The sequence below is a fragment of the Robertmurraya sp. DFI.2.37 genome, assembly GCF_029211245.1.
GTDB lineage: Bacteria > Bacillota > Bacilli > Bacillales > Cytobacillaceae > Robertmurraya > Robertmurraya methanolica_A.
The window spans coordinates 88,818-106,715 of the sequence record NZ_JARGEJ010000012.1 but is presented as its reverse complement, the minus strand read 5'-3'; the positions used below and the strand labels follow the sequence as shown (position 1 = coordinate 106,715).

Genomic DNA, 17,898 nt, shown 5'->3' with positions numbered 1-17,898 from the left:
GGAGCATTCCCCCACGAGAACGCTCTATTAAAACTGTTGTTTTTACGAACGAAAGAATTAGAAAAGAAATGGGAAGGCGGACATATCCAACAATGGGCTATGGTCATGAATCAACTGTTAATTCATGACCACCTGAAGAATCGTGTAAAGAAGTATCTAGAATAACTTACACACTTTTCTTGACAAACCCCTGGTTAGTCGAATTGGGAGCTTATTCGGACTTGACCTTAAAAGTTTCACGCGTTGTTCTGTCCGAATACATCTCTCATTCGGACAAATGTCTTTCTCACTTTCCCCATTCTGTCCGAATACACCTCTCATTCGGACAAATGTCTTTCTCGCTTTCCCCATTCTGTCCGAATACATCTCTCATTCGGACAAATGTCTTTCTCGCTTTCCCCATTCTGTCCGAATACACCTCTCATTCGGACAAATGTCTTTCTCGCTTTCCCCATTCTGTCCGAATACACCTCTCATTCGGACAAATGTCTTTCTTGCTTTCCTCATTCTGTCCGAATACACCTCTCATTCGGACAAATGTCTTTCTTGCTTTCCTCATTCTGTCCGAATACACCTCTCATTCGGACAAATGTCTTTCTCGCTTTCCTCATTCTGTCCGAATACATCTCTCATTCGGACAAATGTCTTTCTCACTTTCCCCATTCTGTCCGAATACACCTCTCATTCGGACAAATGTCTTTCTCGCTTTCCCCATTCTGTCCGAATACACCTCTCATTCGGACAAATGTCTTTCTCGTTTTCCCCATTCTGTCCGAATACACCTCTTTACTAAAAAAGTCAGTAGAATGGACAACTCCCCCATTTTTACTGAGTTTTTCAGTGGCCTCTCAGTCGCTCCTTCGGGTCTTACCTGACCGCAAATCCCCGAAGAATCAAGCACCTTCCACTCCAATCAACTAGTTTGAGTCCTACTCAAGCAAGTTGCCAAGTCCAATTAGCCAATTTATTTAAGTTCATGGCACTAAAAGTAAGCGTCACCTGTATGAACTTGTTTTTAATCCCATAAGGTAGTCCATCGCATTCTTTTGCATCAGCAAAGACTCGTTCAAGCGATTCTTTACGGCATGCGAATATTTCATTTGTATGACGAAGGTAGTTCAGCCTCTTCTCCATAGTTATACAAACTATGAAATCCATATTTCCTCAACGGCAAAAAAGACTGGAGGCAAACTTGATTTCATCGAGTTTGTCTCCAGTCTGAGAAGGAATATGTTTGCTTCCCTCTTTCTTCATTTTAGGCATTTAAATCATAATGTTTGCCTTTGACGAGATAGAAAATGCTCTCTGCTATGTTTGTCACATGGTCTGCTGCTCGCTCTAAGTAGCGACAAACAAACGACAATTGTGTAATTTGGCTGATGTTATCAGGATACGAACGATTTAATTCTAAAAGTTCACGGATAGTTGAACCATATAATTCATCCACTTCATCATCCATATCTGCAACTTTTTTCGCACTGGCAACATCCTCGTTACCGAAAGCTTGAAGTGACAGGTCGAGCATCTCTGTTGTGATACTATACATTTTCTTTACCTGCTGAAATGTCCTTACATGTTCTTCATGACCAATCCGAATCGTTGATTTCGCAATATTGACGGCAAAATCACCAATTCTTTCAATATCAGTAGCAATCTTAATGGCGACAATGATCCGTCGTAAATCGATTGCCACGGGAGCCTGCTTTGCTATTAAGAGAATCGCAAAGTCATTAATTTCCTCATACAAAGCATCCGCCTCTGAATCATCATCAATGACCTTAAGAGCCTTTTCAATGTTACACGTCTCCAGAGCCTCGATTGAATTCTCCAAAGCATTTTTTGCCAGTCTTCCAAGCTCAAGAAGTTTCGCTTGCAATTCATTCAAATCAAGCTGAAACTGTTCTCTTACGACCATGAAAATCTACATCCTCTCCAATGCAATTTATCCAAATCGACCAGTAATATAATCTTCTGTACGTTTATCTGAAGGAGTAGAAAAGATTTTATCTGTTGAATCAAATTCAATGACTTCTCCATTTAAGAAGAATGCTGTTTTATCAGAAATACGAGCTGCCTGCTGCATATTATGAGTAACAATTATAATGCTAAAGTCTTTCTTTAGTTCCTGAACAAGCTCTTCAATTTTCAAAGTAGAGATTGGATCCAATGCAGAAGTCGGCTCATCCATTAAAATAACGTCAGGCTCAATCGCTAGACAGCGGGCGATACAAATACGTTGCTGCTGACCACCGGATAATCCGTATGCATTTTCGTGCAGCCTATCTTTCACTTCATCCCAAATTGCTGCACCACGCAAGCTTTTTTCAACAATTTCATCTAAAATCTTTTTATTGCGAATGCCATGGATTTTAGGACCATAGGCAATGTTTTCATAAATCGACTTTGGAAAAGGATTAGGTTTTTGAAAAACCATTCCAACACGAGTACGTAACTCCTCAACCTTATAAGATTTATTTAAAATACTTTTTTCCCGATATAAGATGTCTCCTGAAATTTTTACAACAGGAATTAATTCAACCATCCGATTCAACGTCTTGATAAAGGTTGATTTTCCACATCCGGACGGTCCGATAATAGCGGTCACTTCATTTTCAACTATTTCAAGATTAATGCTCTTTAACGCGTGATCCTCACCATACCAAAGATTAAGATCCTTTGTTTGAAAGGCAACCTTCTTATTCGATTGAACTGGCTCCTGAGTTCCAACGTTCGCTGGACTCACAAAGTTCTTCTTTGCTTTTGTCATCACTGCCATTCTTCTCATTCCCTCCATCAGTATCTCTTCTGATATTTATTGCGGATAAAGATCGCTACCGAATTCATTAAAAATAGGATAAACAATAATACAACGATTGAGGCAGCAGCTAGATTTGCATATTCTGCCACTAGTGCAGCGTCAATTGTCCAGTAATAAATTTGCAGCGGCATTACGGTAAATTTATCAAAAATTCCTTCTGGAAGCGGAATTAAAAGAGCTGGGATTCCGAGCACAACTAATGGAGCCGTTTCTCCAATGGCGCGAGATAATGCTAAAATAATTCCTGTTAAAATCCCTGGAATTGCTGCTGGCAAAACGACATTTTTGATCGTTTGCCATTTCGTGGCTCCCATCCCATATGAAGCATCCCGTAAATATTGAGGAACCGCTCGAATCGCCTCTTGCGCACTGACGACAACAATCGGAAGAACGAGCAATGCCATTGTTAGTCCACCTGCCAAGACAACCGCACCTAACCCTAGTCCTCTTACAAAAACGGTTAAGCCTAACAAACCAAAAACAATTGACGGTACTCCAGCAAGATTGGAAATATTCGTTTGAATAAAAGACTGGAAGCGCCCTTTTTTAGCAAACTCCTCCAGATAAATGGCCGTTCCCACCCCAAGAAAAAAAGTAACAGGTGCTACAACAACCATGAGCCAGAAAGTTCCAGTAATCGCTCCAAGAATTCCTGCCTTCTGCGGATCTGTTGACAGTCTATTTGATAAAAAATCAAAATTAATCCAGCCCATACTATCGCTGAAAACACGATAAATAAGGATAACAAGTACTACTAACCCAACTAAAGTGGCTAGGAAAAATAATCTTTTGGCAACTTGATTCAAAAGTAAACGAGAACCTAATTTTTTCTGTATTTGTCCTGAGTCAAAGTATTTCATTTTTAGTATTCCTCCCTAAATTTACGAGAGATATATTGGGCAATTAGGTTCATCACAAGGGTGAAAACGAATAAAGTCATCGCAACCGCATATAAACTATAATAGAGTGTTGAACCTGCCGGAGCATCTCCACCGGTTACCTCTACAATATAAGCGGTCATCGTCTGCATAGACTGTGTAAGATCAAAGGTAAAGTTTTTAGAGCTACCACTTGCAATCGTCACAATCATCGTTTCACCAATTGCTCGGGAAATAGCTAAAACAAATGATGCTACAATCCCTGAAATTGCCGCGGGAACAATTACCTTCCATGTTACTTCTAATTTCGTTGCTCCAAGTGCAAGAGCACCTTCCCTCATCGAGTTCGGAACCGCACCAAGCGCATCCTCTGAAAGCGATGCTACCATCGGGATGATCATAATTCCCATGACAATACCAGGACTCAAAATATTCGTTGGTTCTAAACCTGGGATTAAAGATCTTAAGATAGGAGTAACAAATGTAAGCGCAAAAAAGCCGTATACAATCGTTGGAATTCCTGCTAGGATTTCCAAAATCGGCTTTACAACCTTCCGTACTTTCTCAGATGCATATTCACTTAAATAAACGGCTGTCATCAAGCCAATCGGTATTGCAACGACCATTGCAATAGCTGAGGAGATTAATGTACCTGTAAGTAAAGGGAGGACACCAAATTGTGCATTCTGCCCTAGAGGCTTTAACACTGTACCTGTAAAAAATTCAATGAACGAGATCTCTTTAAAAAACGCAACGGTTTCAGACAATAGCGTTACTAAAATACCTAATGTCGTTAAAATCGAAATTACAGCAATCACAAATAATGTTTTCGGGATAATTTTTTCTACCACATTCGTAAAAGATGCAGTTTTTTTATTTTCTTCGATCATCTTTCTTACTTGACCAATCGACTTTTCCAACGTAACGTTCCCCTTCCAGAATTTGACCCTTTTTATATACAAGAAGGCATATATAAACCTGAAAGACGAGAGGGGATATTCCCCATCTCATCTTTCAAAAAATGAATTATTTTAATGCATTTAGTGCATCAAGTGATGCTTGAACTTCATCATCTGTCAATGGTGCGAATCCTGTTTCTGCTGCAACAGTTTGAGCATTTTCAACTGCATAGATAGCAAAGTCTAATACTTGCGGTTTTTCTTTAGCCATATTTACATTCAAGTATGTGAATACTGGACGTGTGAATGGACTATAAGCAAAGTCTTCACTTTCACCAATTGTGTCTAAATTTGGTTCAACAGGACCATTTCCAAAGTCAACATGCACTGCTTGTAACTTGTCTTTGTTATTTTCATAATATCCATATCCGAAGAACGCAATCGCATTCTTATCCTTGGAAACAAGATCAACTAGAATTGAATATTCTTGTTGCAGATTTGTATCTGCATCTAAATCTTGCTCTTCAAGAATTTTTTCCCAGAAGAATTCGTATGTTCCATGGTTTTCGTTTGGACCCATTTTAGAAATTGGTTCATTTGGAAAATCAGGACGAACGTCAGACCAGTTTTTAATTCCTTCGCTATCCAAGAAAATTTTGATAAGCTCATCTTTTGTCAATTCTTTTGCCCAGTCATTTTCTGGATTAATAACAAATGTTAAACCGTCTAAAGCTACCTTAATTTCTTGAACTTCAATTCCTAGTTCATCAGCTGTTGCTTGTTCTTCGTCTTTGATTTGACGAGAGGCATCATTGAAATCTGTTCCGCCTTGGTCAACTAAGAATTTTTTAAATCCTGCAGAAGTTCCAGCACGGCCTACTTCTACTGAAACACCTTCTTGTTCGTTTGTCATATAGTTCTCAGCCATTTTTGCCATGAATGGATAAACAGTACCTGAACCATCGATAACAACGCTACCTTCAAGTCCTTCATCTGCGACTTCTTCAGTTTGAGTTTCATTTCCAGTACTGCTGTTTTCATTGCCTTCTGTTTCTTCAGCATCATCTGAGCCACCACATGCAGCCGCTACAACGATAAATGCTGCTAGGATTAAAAATAAACCTAGTTTTTTAAGACTTTTCATTTCTTTAATTCCCCCTAAGAGTATTGGTGGTTTTGTCCTACGAATATTAGCATAACGTTTGACTGTAAATTGGGTTTTAATGAATTGTAAAGCTTGTGTAAATATGCAGTAAATGTAAGTAAAAGTCGATTTTTGTGGACACACTAATTGGTTAAAGACAATATGTTTCTGGCGCAATTTTAATAAAAATAAATGCCCTTCGTTTTCTTATTAAAAGACTTTTCAATAGTCCCCCCATTTACCCGACATACAAATAAAATCTCTTCATTTTTGATATAAAAAAGAGAAGCTGTGTCAAAAAATCGTTTTAACGACCTTTTGACACAGCTTCTCATGCACAGTTATTCTTCTTCCGTTTGTTCCTGATCTTCATCTTCATTCTCTTGTTCAACGACGGATGTATTGTTAAGCTTCGCTTCTTCTCTCGTTTTCTTTAATTCAAAATAGGCATCCAAAGCTCTTCGTCCAATAATCGTATTGGCAGAATGTCCACCGCTTCTTCCCTGATACGCCCACGGAACGACAACCGAAATGGCCACTTCTGGATTATTATGAGGAGCATAGCCGACAAAGCTCAAATTCATCACTTCTGGTGGCTCATCATATTTGCTTCTTTCAGGACCATCATAAAAGGCTTGTGCCGTTCCTGTCTTCCCAGCAGGTGAATAGTAAGCATCATGAAATTTTCCATACGCAGTTCCTTCAGGATGCTGAGTTACTTGACGAAATCCTTCATGCACATTTTCCATCCAGCCGTTCTCAAGCTTAATCCGATTGAGAACAGTTGGTTTTATTTCTTCAATTACAGGCCCTAACTCGTTTGTCTCCATTAACGGGGCACGAATTTCCTTAACGATGCGCGGTTGAATTCGATTTCCTCCATTGGCAATCGTGGAAACATATTGTGCCAGCTGCATTGGAGTATACGTATCATATTGTCCAATTGATAAAAAGAGTAATAATCCAGGGTCTTTTAAAGGTCCTTTATAACCTGTTGCTTCATTTGGCAAGTCAATGCCTGTCCTTGTTCCAAGTCCAAATTGGGCAAATGATTCACGAATCGTATCAAAAGCTTCCGTATTGATTGGTAAAGGCTTTTCGTATTGATAGCGCCCATCACCAATTTCAATAGCTGTCTTAAACATGTAAACGTTGGATGAAACTCTTAAAGCACGGATATCATTTGTATTTCCAAAATTTTTCCACGAACTCATTTCAGGAGTTTGCGCAATCTTCAATGGTGCATCGTAAAATACCGTTCCAGGTCTGATCGCTCCCGTTTGATAACCAGTAAGGATCGTTGCCCCTTTCACCGTTGAGCCAACATTGTAGGAAGTGGTAATCGTTCCTAATGCAAAGTCTTGCATTTCGGTTTTACCTGTTTCCTTATCTCGAACAAGCTGTTTACCAGCCATCGTGATAATATCACCAGTATTTGGATCCATCAGAACTACAAATGCCCGATCTAATAATCCTGTTCTTGGTGATTTTTTTGCAGCCCGCAGTTCTTCCTCAATGATTTTTTCAACCTCTAGCTGAAGATCCATATCGATGGTTAAAACAAGATCCTTTCCTCTTTGACCTTCAGAAATGACTTCGGTTTCAATCACTTTCCCTGCTTTATCAGTAATATTCTTTACCCTCGCCTTTTGACCATGAAGTACGTCCTCATATTGCTTTTCAATATAACTCTTGCCAACTCGGTCGTTTCGGTTATAATCTCTGGCTAAGTAATAATCAAGTTCTTCTTTCGGAATTCCTTCATTTGAGTCGGTCACTTTCCCCAGCACTGTCCTCAAGGTATTTCCGAATGCATATGAACGCTCCCAATCTGTCGTCGTATCAACTCCTGGAAGGTATTGCAAATTTTCACTGACAAGAGCAAATTCCTTTTGCGTAACATCTTCATTTTTGACAATCTGCGGTGTCAAAGCATAACCACTAGAAAACGCTCGATAAATCGCCAAAATTTCTAAATCTTCTTCCGTTAACTCTTCAAGTTCCTCGTCTGTAATTCGTTCAAGCTGAAGGCTGTATACTTTACTATCGTATTCTTTAGTTTCGAGCTCTTCTTTTAACGCCTCTTGTTCTTCCTCAGATACTTTTTCAGCAGCGCGATCAGGGTTTTTAATAATCCAATAATCCTTCTTATCTCTTTCTTGCACCTTATCAGGCTTCAATTCGATCAGTTTAGCTAGCCTTTCTGCCACTTCAAGCATTTCACTTTGACTTGCTCCAAAATTCGTATAGGTAATCGCATTTTTCGGTGTATTATCTACGATTACATGACCATTTCGATCGTACATTTTCCCCCGTGGAACCGGGTTGTTTACCGTAATATCCTCCGTTCTTTCAATCTCACGTTTATAGTCATCGCCATACACTATTTGCACGACCCCAAGACGGAGAATCAAAATAGAAAATAGAAAAAAGACGACAAAAAACAACAAATTCAAACGGACTGGAATGATCTTCTTTTTCTTCTTTTTTTCATCTTGTACCATTTTGTCAAATCTACCTACTTCCTAGATGCTTAATACAATAATTTAATTGTAAATGAAAGAACTTGAAATTTCTATTCCTATGCAATAAAAGATTTTTCCTTTTCCATAACCGATGGATAATCAATAGATTAATTCCATTCCTCCGAGTTTATTTATACGAGATGAAGTGCTGGGTTTTTCATCTAAATAAGAAAATATATTTTCTATGCAAAACTTTACTGCCGTACATTTAAACAGGATAAAAGGGAAGGGTTAACTTCCCCCTTCCCTTTATTAAGCAAGTTTTACTTTTCGAATAAAAAAATAGATCAATGTGTGTCCTGCCCCAAGGAGCAATAAAAGGAATGGAATCACCTTGTCAGGATCATAAAATGCTATTCCTAGCAAGAACAATAAAATTGAAATCACTCTGCCAGCATTTAAAAAAATTTCTTTAACTACAATATATTCTATCCTCATCTCGGCTGCTTTCCAACCACGGCCAATGACATCGTATGTCATCGACATATATGGAACTAGTAGGAGCGGATAGGCGACAGCAATTACTCCAGCGTAAATCAGCAGCTTCACATAGGTTGGATCGAACACTATGATAAAGATAGATAAATACAGAATAATGCCTCCGATTAATATTGCTCTTTTCCTCATTTCTTTTTTGATCATTCTAGAAACGAAGTAGTAGGCGACAAAGGCAACTCCCGAATTAATCAATCCAAAGGTTCCTAATGATAACTCACTTCCTGTAGCGATAAAGACAAACACAGAAATAATGAATGCGAACGTACCTTCTCTAAAGCCTTGAAAGAAATGGGCATGATTAATCAATTGCCAATTTTTATTCAGTTTTCTTTCTTGCAGGATTCGAACAAAATAATATTTTCCTTTTGCCGGTCTCCTTTTCAGTGAAAAACTTAGCATCACCGCTAAAGAAAACAACCCTAATGAAATTCCAAATACGATTGAATAACCAAGAAACTTTTCCATCTTTGCGATAATAAATCCTGCTGCAATCGGACCGATCATTCCGCCAACAGAAGATAAAATTCCGAGGAAGCCATTGAAAAAATCCCTCGTTTCTGGCTCCGTAATTTCAAAGGTAAGTACATTATAGGCAAGCCAGTAGAAGCCGTATCCAACACCTAATAAACCCCCAAGCAATAACAAATATTTAGAAGCAGCGGTGCCAATGATTAAAACGGTCAAATAAAAGAGAGCTAAAAAAATGACGCCGATCCTTAGCACAATCACCCTGTCAATTTTCTTAGCCCACCTTCCTGCAAGAATAAACGTAATCGGTTGTAATACAACGACAGCTAGATTATACATTCCTAAATCGCGAAATTCACCAGATTGCTTCCATAAATATATATTCACGAATGTATTGGAGAGAGCAATGCTAAGGGAATATAATCCGCCAATCATTAGTAATAAAGACAAATCTCTTGTTAGTTCTACATCACCAAGCAGTTTATTTATTTTACTCATTTAATTCTCCCCTTTATATCTAAAGGGTAGTTTCTAACAAAAGGAGCATGATTATGCACAATTAACAAGATCAAAAAAAGCAGAAGGAGAACCCTTCTGCTTTTTTCCATTAGTTGATTATTTTGCAGCGCTGTAACGCTTAGCTACTTCATCCCAATTTACTACATTCCAAAAAGCACCGATGTAGTCAGGACGGCGGTTTTGATAATTTAAATAGTAAGCATGCTCCCAAACATCCAGTCCAAGTACAGGAGTCTTGCCTTCCATTAACGGAGAGTCTTGATTTGGCGTACTTGTTACTTCTAATTCTCCATTATTTACAACTAACCAAGCCCAACCGGAGCCGAAGCGTGTTGTGGCAGCCTTGGTGAATTCCGCCTTGAAGTTGTCAAAGCTTCCAAACTTTGCAGTGATGGCATCAGCTAATTCTCCAGTTGGTGCACCTCCACCATTTGGTGAAAGAATGGTCCAGAATAACGAATGGTTAGCATGTCCACCACCGTTATTACGTACTGCTGTACGTGCAGCTTCCGGTACCGCATCAAGGTTTGAAACAACTTCTTCAACTGACTTAGAAAGAAGCTCTTCATTACCTTCCAACGCATTATTTAAATTGGTAACATATGTGTTGTGATGCTTTGTGTGGTGAATGTTCATCGTTTCTTTGTCAATATGCGGTTCAAGTGCATCATAAGCATAAGGTAATTGTGGTAATTCAAAAGCCATTATTAATTCCTCCTTATGTAATAAAAATGTTTTTAGAAATATTCCCTTCACTATATTAAGAATATTCCCAAAGTGTTTAAGTTAAGATTACCAAAGTTAGAAATTCCTTTCAAACATAATGACTTAGGTAACATAACTATTATTTCCTATACAATTGATAGTATTCCACATAAAGGTTCTATTTTCCTTCTTTGATTCATCACTATTTATCATAAAGTTCGATAATTTGTCAAGAGTCTCTATTTCCTTATATATCAACGTTTTAAGTCATAATCACTGTATTAATAGAGATTTCAGCTCTTTCACGATATTGACAGTATCAATAAATTTTTCTAAAGTGAAGAATATCACAATGTTTTTTACATTCTGTTTGAACCAAATTGGTTTGCCCTATTCCAGTCCGGCAAGCAAAAGGTATGCGAAATCGAGGTGTCCTTAAAAAGAGCGAAAAGTCATTTTTCATTATAATGTTTACGATCACCTTTCTTACGAAAATTTGAACATAGGAGTGAGATCATATGAAAGAGTCCACCGTTTCTCTATATAGCCTCCTCATACAAGAATTTATTGATAAAGAAACTATTCAAAAATATAAAGCTGGAACCATTCTTTTCAATGAAAGAGATTCAGTTGATTATATTTTTATATTACTGCGTGGTAGCGTTGCCCTTGGCCGTGTTCATATGAAAGGAAAAGAATTCATCCTAAAAATATTATCAGGCGAAGAATTAATTATTGAATATCAACTATTCAAACCACAAGCGAAATATCATTTTTACGCCAAAACTTTTACAGACTGTGAAATGCTTATGATTAAACGTGCCGATTTCGAAGAATTTGTCCATAGTAATCAAAATCTATTAAATGCCTTATCTTCATGGTTAAGCACCCGTTATTTGAAAGCTCAAATGAAATGTCAGGACCTGATGATGAATGGAAAAAAAGGCGGACTCTATTCTATTCTCATTCGTTTATGCAATAGCTACGGTGTTATGACGGATGAGGGAATATTAATTGATTTACCGCTAACACACCAGGAGCTTGCCAATTTTACTTATGGAACGAGAGAAGTCATACAAAGGATGTTAAAGGAGCTTCGTGAAAAAGATATCATTTCCTACAATCAGCAGAGGCTCATTATTAAAAACATTAATTATTTAAAAGAAAGCGTGGATTGTCAAAACTGTCCTTTTGAGATCTGCGGGATAAATTAACAACACGACAACAGCCTCGCAATATTGTTTCGCACCAAAATTCCCATCTGTTGCTTGTTAAGTCTACATCCTCGAGATATAAAAACAATACTGGCCCATAGAAAAAGTTGAGCTAGTATTGTTTTTTACACGATAACAAAGAAATAAATGAGCATTAGCGCTTGGATTAATCCTTTTGTGACAACACTGCTAATAAAACCGATGACCGAACCAAATCCAATCGTTAGTCCCTCTTTAAATCCCTTTTTATTAATCAGCCACTCCGCAATAACCGCACCTAAAAAAGGGCCGATAATAATCCCAAGAAAAGGAATAACAAATGGACCAACTAAAATTCCAATTGTACTACCCCAGATTCCAGCCTTTGAACCTCCGTATTTTTTTATTCCTAACAAATTAGCTACAAAATCAGCTACAAATAATAATAGAATGAATAAACCTTGAACAACCCAAAAGAACCAATTAAATGGTTCAAAGCTGAAGAAAAGTCCATATAAAAGATATCCTCCAAGAATAAACAAAACACTTGGAACAATCGGATAAATCAAGCCAATAAACGAAATGATAAAAAGCGCTATGATAATAATCCAGTACAAAATATCCACTTCATCAACTCCTTCATCATTTACACAAATTATAAACGAGATCAGAAAAACTCGCCAAAAAAGAGCGAGTTTTTCCTAGCTTAATGTCTTTCACCTAACACAGCTTCAGCGATATTTACAGCATGATCGCCGATTCTTTCAAGATTGCTAATAATATCGACAAACACAATGCCTGCTTGGGCGCTGCATTCCCCACCGCTTAAGCGAAGAATATGTTGCTTGCGCAATTTTCTTTCCATCTTATCGATCTGTTCTTCCTTCTTAATGACGTTTCGTGCCTGTTCTTTATCATTATGATCTAAGGCATTGACTGCTTCCTTAACAGTCGATATCGTCAATTGGAACATTTCCTCAAGCTCATCCATTGCTGGTTTCGTTATTTTTACTTTATTTGCTAATTGATATTCAACTAATTCAAGTACATTTTCATAATGATCACCAATTCTTTCAATATCACGAATGGTATCAACTAAAATAGAATGCTCATTTGATTCTGTTTCTGATAAAGGGCTTGATGATAATGCTACTAAATAGTCAGTTATTTTTCTATCTAAATTGTTTATGGCATCCTCAAGCTGCGCTGCTGTATCCGAATGTTTTTGCGATTTCGTTTTCATATAATTATTCGTTTCTGTCAATCCTAATACAGCAAATTGCCCCATTCTAAGGACCTCTTCTTTCGCTTGTCCCAATGCAATAGAAGGGGACTGTTCTATAAAGACTGGGTCTAAATGCTTCGCTTTATACTCCAAGACTGAATCCTCACCCGGAATCAATTTTGTCACAATCACTGCAAGAACCGCAATAAACGGGAATTGAATCAATGTATTCGTTGAATTAAAAATACCATGTGCAAAAGCAATTGTCATTTCTGGATTAAGGTGCAGTTTATCTTGTAAATATTCAATTAAAAGTGTAAAAGGTCCGAGTAATATCATAAAAATTGTCGCACCGATTAAATTAAATAAAACATGGGTGGCAGCCGCTCGTTTCGCAGCGACCGAGGCACCAATTGCTGCTAATACTGCCGTAATGGTTGTCCCAATATTATCTCCAAATAGGACAGGAAGCGCAGCCTGCATATCCACTAAGCCTTCTGAAAATAACCCTTGTAGTATTCCAATTGTTGCACTGGAACTCTGCACGACAACAGTAAAGACAGTACCAATTATCACGCCAAGAATTGGATTAGAGCTCATGCTTACTGTTAATTCATGAAATGCCTCTAAACCACGCAGCGGTTTCATTCCACTACTCATCAGTTCAAGCCCGAAGAACAAACCACCAAAACCAAAGACGATTTGGCCAAAGTTATGTATCTTCTTGCTTTTAAAGAAAAATAACAGGATCGATCCTAATGCAATGATCGGTAAAGCATATGCACCAACATCAATTCCAATAATGAAGGCCGTTATTGTCGTACCAATATTGGCCCCCATAATGACGCCAATAGCCTGACGTAAAGTCATAAAACCAGCACTTACTAAACCAATCGTAATCGCTGTAGTTCCACTACTTGATTGTATAAGCGCGGTTACAATAATCCCAGCTAACACACCCATAAAAGGATTTGTTGTAAAACGATCTAGTATATCTCTAAGCTTGTCCCCTGCAGATTTTTGCAGACCATCGCCCATATACTTTATACCAAACAAGAAAATCCCCAGTCCACCAAGGAACTCAAATATCATCTGTTGAACATCAAACTCCAAACTCTTCAACCCCTATTACATGAAATAAAGAAAAAGTAATAAAAAAGTTCCCACATCAATTTCATAAAAAGTACAGTTTAGAGTAAATACGAACTCGATTCATCTGCCAAATTTTCTCTCTGTCATCAGTATTTGAACCGTTCAAGCGCTCGTGAATTTTGTACATTTACAAAACCGACTCTCCTATTATGCGTTATCGTTTGTTACAATGTAAATAATTTATGATGCAAATTTACAATACCTTAATAAAACGGCTTTATGTTACAATTAGATTACAAATAATAATTATTCTAAAATCATTCAAGAGGAAAATATTATGAATTTTGGTGATTTTTAGCTCTTTTAATAAGGAAAGAAAAAGCTTTTCTCGATATTAGCGGCTACGTATAAGAAGCTTGACGGAAAAAATATAAAGACTTGTCGTCCATCCCAGGCAAAAAGAGTTTTATTATCGCTTGTTCATATCGCCTATACCAAAAAGCTTATACGAATATCTTGTATTGCAGTTTAGCACAGGCTAAAATGAATGAAGAATACATAAAAGGTGGTTTCACATGAATATTTTTAAACAGCTCATCTTGAGCATCTATTCTCCAAAAAGCATCGCATCATGGCGACACCAAGGAATTGGCAAGACGATTTTATTTGTCTTTCTCCTTGTCCTTATTTCCATTATTCCTACTTCTATACAGATTAGTACGGACATTGTGAATGGATTTAATGTCGTGGAGCAATCAATTGATAAGGACATTCCCGATTTCACCATTGCAGATGGTGAGTTAATTTCTGATCATGACTCTCCTGTCAAAATTGAACATCCAGATTTAACCGTTATTTTCGACTCAACTGGAGAAACTGAATTAAATGATTTAGATCTTTCCATTAATACCATTGCTTTGTTAAAAAATGATTTTGCCATTATCATCCCAGGCAGTACAACAGATCATTTTTCATATTCTACAATGGACATTGCTTTAACAAAGGGGGATATAGCTAATTTTGTCAATTCCATAGACTCTCTTTTAGCTATTGCCATCCCCATTTTAATCATCTTTATTTTTCTCTTTGCAAGCGCAATGAAATTTATTGGAATTTCCGTATTGGCCCTAATTGGGATAATGATTTATAGAAAAGGTGAGGAACTCAAATATCGTCATATGTGGAGAATGGCTGCCTATAGTATTGTACTCCCGACCATATTTTTCATGATTATGGATATCTTCCGTACAGTAGTCCCCTATGGCTTTATGTTAAATTGGCTCGTCTCCATACTCGTATTATTCTTAGCTTTAAAAGAAATTCCTCCAGCAAAAGAAGCAGAATTATAATGGTTAACTAAAACACATTTTGATTCAACAAAAGACAACGAGAGCAATCTCGCTGTCTTTTGTCATTTTAGAGGGTTCATAAAAATCGAACCAGTCTCTGTTTACTCTTCCCCAAACTACATACAAGTACCTCTTACCACTACACCCTTCTTCAACAAGCGAAACTCGAATATCCATTCCTTTATTCTCACAAAAAACCTCCATTGAGAATGTAACAATCCGCTGCATATCTTCATAAATTAGCTCTTCCTCCAAACGAAAAGTTAGATGGGTGGGAGTGGAACATGAGTCCTGTTTCAATCATTCTTTCCACCTCAAAATCTGCTACTTCCATTTTTTGTACTTATTTAATTTAGACGAGCATATATATGGATAAACCCCATAAAAGGAGCTAGATCCATGAAACGCCTATTCATCCTATTATTAATCGTCGCAGCTATTTTTTCCATATACTATGATTTAAGCAGAGGGACACTTCCTATTGCAATTGAAACAAATACGAGTGCTCAAAGTGAAATGCCTACAAATGTCAGTTACTTTAATAAAGAAGTGCAAAGCGGGGAAACAGTCCTTTCCATCATTGAACAACAATTAAATGGTCCAATCCCTGTTCCGATAGATGAATTAACAAAAGATTTTAGCAACCTCAACGATGGAACTGAAGCGAATAAAATACAAATTGGTAAGGTTTATAAATTCCCAGATTATACCAAATTACATGAATAATCCATTTAAACCAGTAAGTTTCTTGTCAAGGTAAACCCTTCACTGATACAATTAACTCATATTAGCATTATAATGAAAGATGAATTAAATTCGTATTGTCCTACTGAACGAATTTGATTCAGGTGCTTATTTCTTTTAAAAAAAGGAGAGAATCACTTTTGAGTGAAATTATACATCGTACAAAAACCCGTCCCGTCAAAGTTGGTAATTTAACAATTGGGGGTAATAATGAACTTGCCATCCAAAGTATGACCACAACGAAAACGCATGACGTGGATGCTACTGTAGCACAAATCAATCGTTTAGAGGAAGCTGGTTGTCAAATTGTCAGGGTTGCTTGTCCAGATGAGCGAGCTGCTGATGCCATCGCTGAAATAAAGAAAAGAATTAATATCCCTTTAGTAGTTGATATTCATTTTGACTATAAGCTGGCTCTTAAAGCAATTGAAGGAGGAGCCGATAAAATTCGCATCAACCCAGGCAATATCGGTAAGAGAGAAAAAGTAGAGGCTGTTGTGAAAGCCGCAAAAGCAAAAGGAATTCCTATTCGCATTGGAGTTAATGCTGGCTCCCTCGAAAAACGTATTATTGAAAAATATGGTTACCCGACTGCTGATGGTATGGTGGAAAGCGCCCTACATCATATTAAAATTTTAGAAGATCTCGATTTCCATGATATTATCGTTTCCATGAAAGCGTCAGATGTAAATTTAGCGATCGAGGCTTATGAAAAAGCGGCAAAAGCTTTTGATTACCCATTACATTTAGGAATTACAGAATCTGGAACATTATTTGCTGGCACTGTAAAAAGTGCTGCTGGCTTAGGAGCAATCCTCAGCAAAGGCATCGGAAATACATTGCGCATTTCGTTAAGTGCCGATCCCGTTGAGGAAGTTAAAGTGGCAAGAGAGCTTCTCAAATCATTTGGACTGTCTTCAAATGCAGCTACTTTAATTTCCTGCCCGACATGCGGTCGAATCGAAATTGATCTAATTAGCATAGCAAATGAAGTTGAAGAATATATTTCAACGATCAAAGCCCCTATAAAAGTAGCGGTGCTCGGTTGTGCTGTCAACGGTCCAGGAGAAGCCCGGGAAGCAGATATCGGTATTGCTGGTGCCCGCGGCGAAGGACTCCTCTTCCGTAAAGGAAAAATTGTCCGTAAAGTTCCTGAGGAAACAATGGTTGAGGAACTGAAAAAAGAAATCGACCAAATTGCCGCAGAATATTTTGCTAAAAAAGAAGCAGAAGCAAAAGCGGAAACCGTTCAATAAAAATACGAGGCTTGGCATACGGCCGAGCCTCGTATTTTTTTATAGCTTTCAAGTGCTCCTAACTTGAAAAGCTTAAAAGAACGGAAGAATAAACATCCCTAAAATAATCGATACAGCTCCGATCCCGATCGCCCAGCTACCGAGACCTTGTGCTCCTCTACGACGTGCAATAAATCCAAGCACGATGCCTGCTGCCCCAAACAAAATCGGAGAAACAAATAAAGATAAAATCGAGAGGATGATCGCGGCAAAGCCCATACCTGTTCCCCCCGCACCTGCATCCACATCCCGCTCTTCCTTATTTTCTCTTTCAAAGGTTACAGGAGCAGCCATTTCAGCTGAGGTTTCCTCTAAATAATCCGCAGTCTTTATTTGTTCATACGATTCTAATCCCCAGTCATCCTTTCGCAAATTCGTGACGGGGACCTTGCGTTCTTGATCTGCCATATTTAAAATCCCTCGCTTTCTTTATAGGAGCATTTATATTGTTTTACAGAGCGAGTTATTTTAAAAGTGTTAAAGTCTGTCAAAGAAGGATATGAAATTGGTGCTACATAATTTCAACTAAAATTGTTAAAATGATGG

General features: G+C 37.8%; 16 protein-coding genes and 2 pseudogenes. 5 read left to right on the top strand and 13 right to left on the bottom strand.

From position 1 onward, the window contains the following. Positions 1-165: pseudogene (locus PZE06_RS09190) on the top strand (IS256-like element ISBsu2 family transposase); the annotation flags it as partial. Positions 166-933: 768 nt separating this feature from the next. Here the strand turns inward: PZE06_RS09190 and PZE06_RS09185 are convergent. From PZE06_RS09185 to sodA, 9 genes and pseudogenes are all read right to left on the bottom strand, one after another. Then, a pseudogene (locus PZE06_RS09185) lies at positions 934-1,095 on the bottom strand (IS5/IS1182 family transposase); the annotation flags it as partial. A gap of 160 nt (positions 1,096-1,255) precedes the next feature. After that, entirely contained in the window at positions 1,256-1,915 is a 660-nt protein-coding gene (gene phoU / locus PZE06_RS09180; protein WP_150915388.1) for a phosphate signaling complex protein PhoU, read from the bottom strand. Positions 1,916-1,942: 27 nt separating this feature from the next. Next, a complete protein-coding gene (gene pstB, locus PZE06_RS09175; protein ID WP_483314058.1) occupies positions 1,943-2,767 on the bottom strand; it encodes a phosphate ABC transporter ATP-binding protein PstB in 825 nt (274 codons plus the stop codon). Positions 2,768-2,793: 26 nt separating this feature from the next. Beyond that, complete coding sequence (pstA, locus tag PZE06_RS09170) at positions 2,794-3,678, bottom strand: phosphate ABC transporter permease PstA (RefSeq protein WP_150915387.1); 885 nt, start codon at positions 3,676-3,678, stop codon at positions 2,794-2,796. Positions 3,679-3,680: 2 nt separating this feature from the next. Then, the gene (gene pstC / locus PZE06_RS09165) at positions 3,681-4,586 is read right to left on the bottom strand and encodes a phosphate ABC transporter permease subunit PstC (protein WP_150915396.1); all 906 of its coding nucleotides are present in this window, start codon (positions 4,584-4,586) and stop codon (positions 3,681-3,683) included. 136 nt (positions 4,587-4,722) lie between these two features. After that, the gene (locus PZE06_RS09160) at positions 4,723-5,739 is read right to left on the bottom strand and encodes a PstS family phosphate ABC transporter substrate-binding protein (protein WP_150915386.1); all 1,017 of its coding nucleotides are present in this window, start codon (positions 5,737-5,739) and stop codon (positions 4,723-4,725) included. Positions 5,740-6,080: 341 nt separating this feature from the next. Then, positions 6,081-8,243 carry a peptidoglycan D,D-transpeptidase FtsI family protein gene (locus tag PZE06_RS09155; protein WP_150915385.1) on the bottom strand — a complete coding sequence of 721 codons (2,163 nt, stop codon included), beginning with the start codon at positions 8,241-8,243 and terminating at the stop codon, positions 6,081-6,083. 273 nt (positions 8,244-8,516) lie between these two features. Then, positions 8,517-9,728, bottom strand: coding sequence for an MFS transporter (locus tag PZE06_RS09150; protein ID WP_150915384.1), 1,212 nt, complete (start codon positions 9,726-9,728; stop codon positions 8,517-8,519). 117 nt (positions 9,729-9,845) lie between these two features. Beyond that, the gene (gene sodA / locus PZE06_RS09145) at positions 9,846-10,454 is read right to left on the bottom strand and encodes a superoxide dismutase SodA (protein WP_095306830.1); all 609 of its coding nucleotides are present in this window, start codon (positions 10,452-10,454) and stop codon (positions 9,846-9,848) included. A gap of 518 nt (positions 10,455-10,972) precedes the next feature. On the opposite strand from sodA, the gene PZE06_RS09140 reads away from it, so the two are divergent. Next, positions 10,973-11,668 carry a Crp/Fnr family transcriptional regulator gene (locus PZE06_RS09140; RefSeq protein WP_150915383.1) on the top strand — a complete coding sequence of 232 codons (696 nt, stop codon included), beginning with the start codon at positions 10,973-10,975 and terminating at the stop codon, positions 11,666-11,668. A gap of 125 nt (positions 11,669-11,793) precedes the next feature. On the opposite strand, the gene PZE06_RS09135 is transcribed toward PZE06_RS09140, so the two are convergent. Together PZE06_RS09135 and PZE06_RS09130 are read right to left on the bottom strand one after the other, a co-directional pair. Next, complete coding sequence (locus PZE06_RS09135; RefSeq protein WP_150915382.1) at positions 11,794-12,273, bottom strand: DUF456 domain-containing protein; 480 nt, start codon at positions 12,271-12,273, stop codon at positions 11,794-11,796. Between the two features lie 80 nt (positions 12,274-12,353). Further along, a complete protein-coding gene (locus PZE06_RS09130; RefSeq protein ID WP_191963192.1) occupies positions 12,354-13,985 on the bottom strand; it encodes a Na/Pi cotransporter family protein in 1,632 nt (543 codons plus the stop codon). A 554-nt stretch (positions 13,986-14,539) separates the two neighbouring features. Here PZE06_RS09130 and PZE06_RS09125 point away from each other — a divergent pair. Continuing rightward, positions 14,540-15,313, top strand: coding sequence for a DUF1189 domain-containing protein (locus tag PZE06_RS09125; protein WP_150915381.1), 774 nt, complete (start codon positions 14,540-14,542; stop codon positions 15,311-15,313). Between the two features lie 24 nt (positions 15,314-15,337). Here PZE06_RS09125 and PZE06_RS09120 read toward each other — a convergent pair whose 3' ends face one another. Continuing rightward, positions 15,338-15,613: a hypothetical protein gene (locus PZE06_RS09120; RefSeq protein ID WP_150915380.1), complete on the bottom strand. Its 276-nt coding sequence runs from the start codon at positions 15,611-15,613 to the stop codon at positions 15,338-15,340. A 99-nt stretch (positions 15,614-15,712) separates the two neighbouring features. Between PZE06_RS09120 and PZE06_RS09115 the strand changes: the two genes are divergently transcribed. Together PZE06_RS09115 and ispG are read left to right on the top strand one after the other, a co-directional pair. Beyond that, positions 15,713-16,039: a hypothetical protein gene (locus PZE06_RS09115; RefSeq protein WP_150915379.1), complete on the top strand. Its 327-nt coding sequence runs from the start codon at positions 15,713-15,715 to the stop codon at positions 16,037-16,039. 167 nt (positions 16,040-16,206) lie between these two features. After that, positions 16,207-17,313: a flavodoxin-dependent (E)-4-hydroxy-3-methylbut-2-enyl-diphosphate synthase gene (gene ispG / locus PZE06_RS09110; protein ID WP_275791669.1), complete on the top strand. Its 1,107-nt coding sequence runs from the start codon at positions 16,207-16,209 to the stop codon at positions 17,311-17,313. 72 nt (positions 17,314-17,385) lie between these two features. On the opposite strand, the gene PZE06_RS09105 is transcribed toward ispG, so the two are convergent. Continuing rightward, positions 17,386-17,760 (bottom strand): DUF4190 domain-containing protein, encoded by a 375-nt coding sequence (locus PZE06_RS09105; RefSeq protein WP_150915377.1) that lies wholly within the window; start codon positions 17,758-17,760, stop codon positions 17,386-17,388. Between the last annotated feature and the right edge of the window lie 138 nt (positions 17,761-17,898).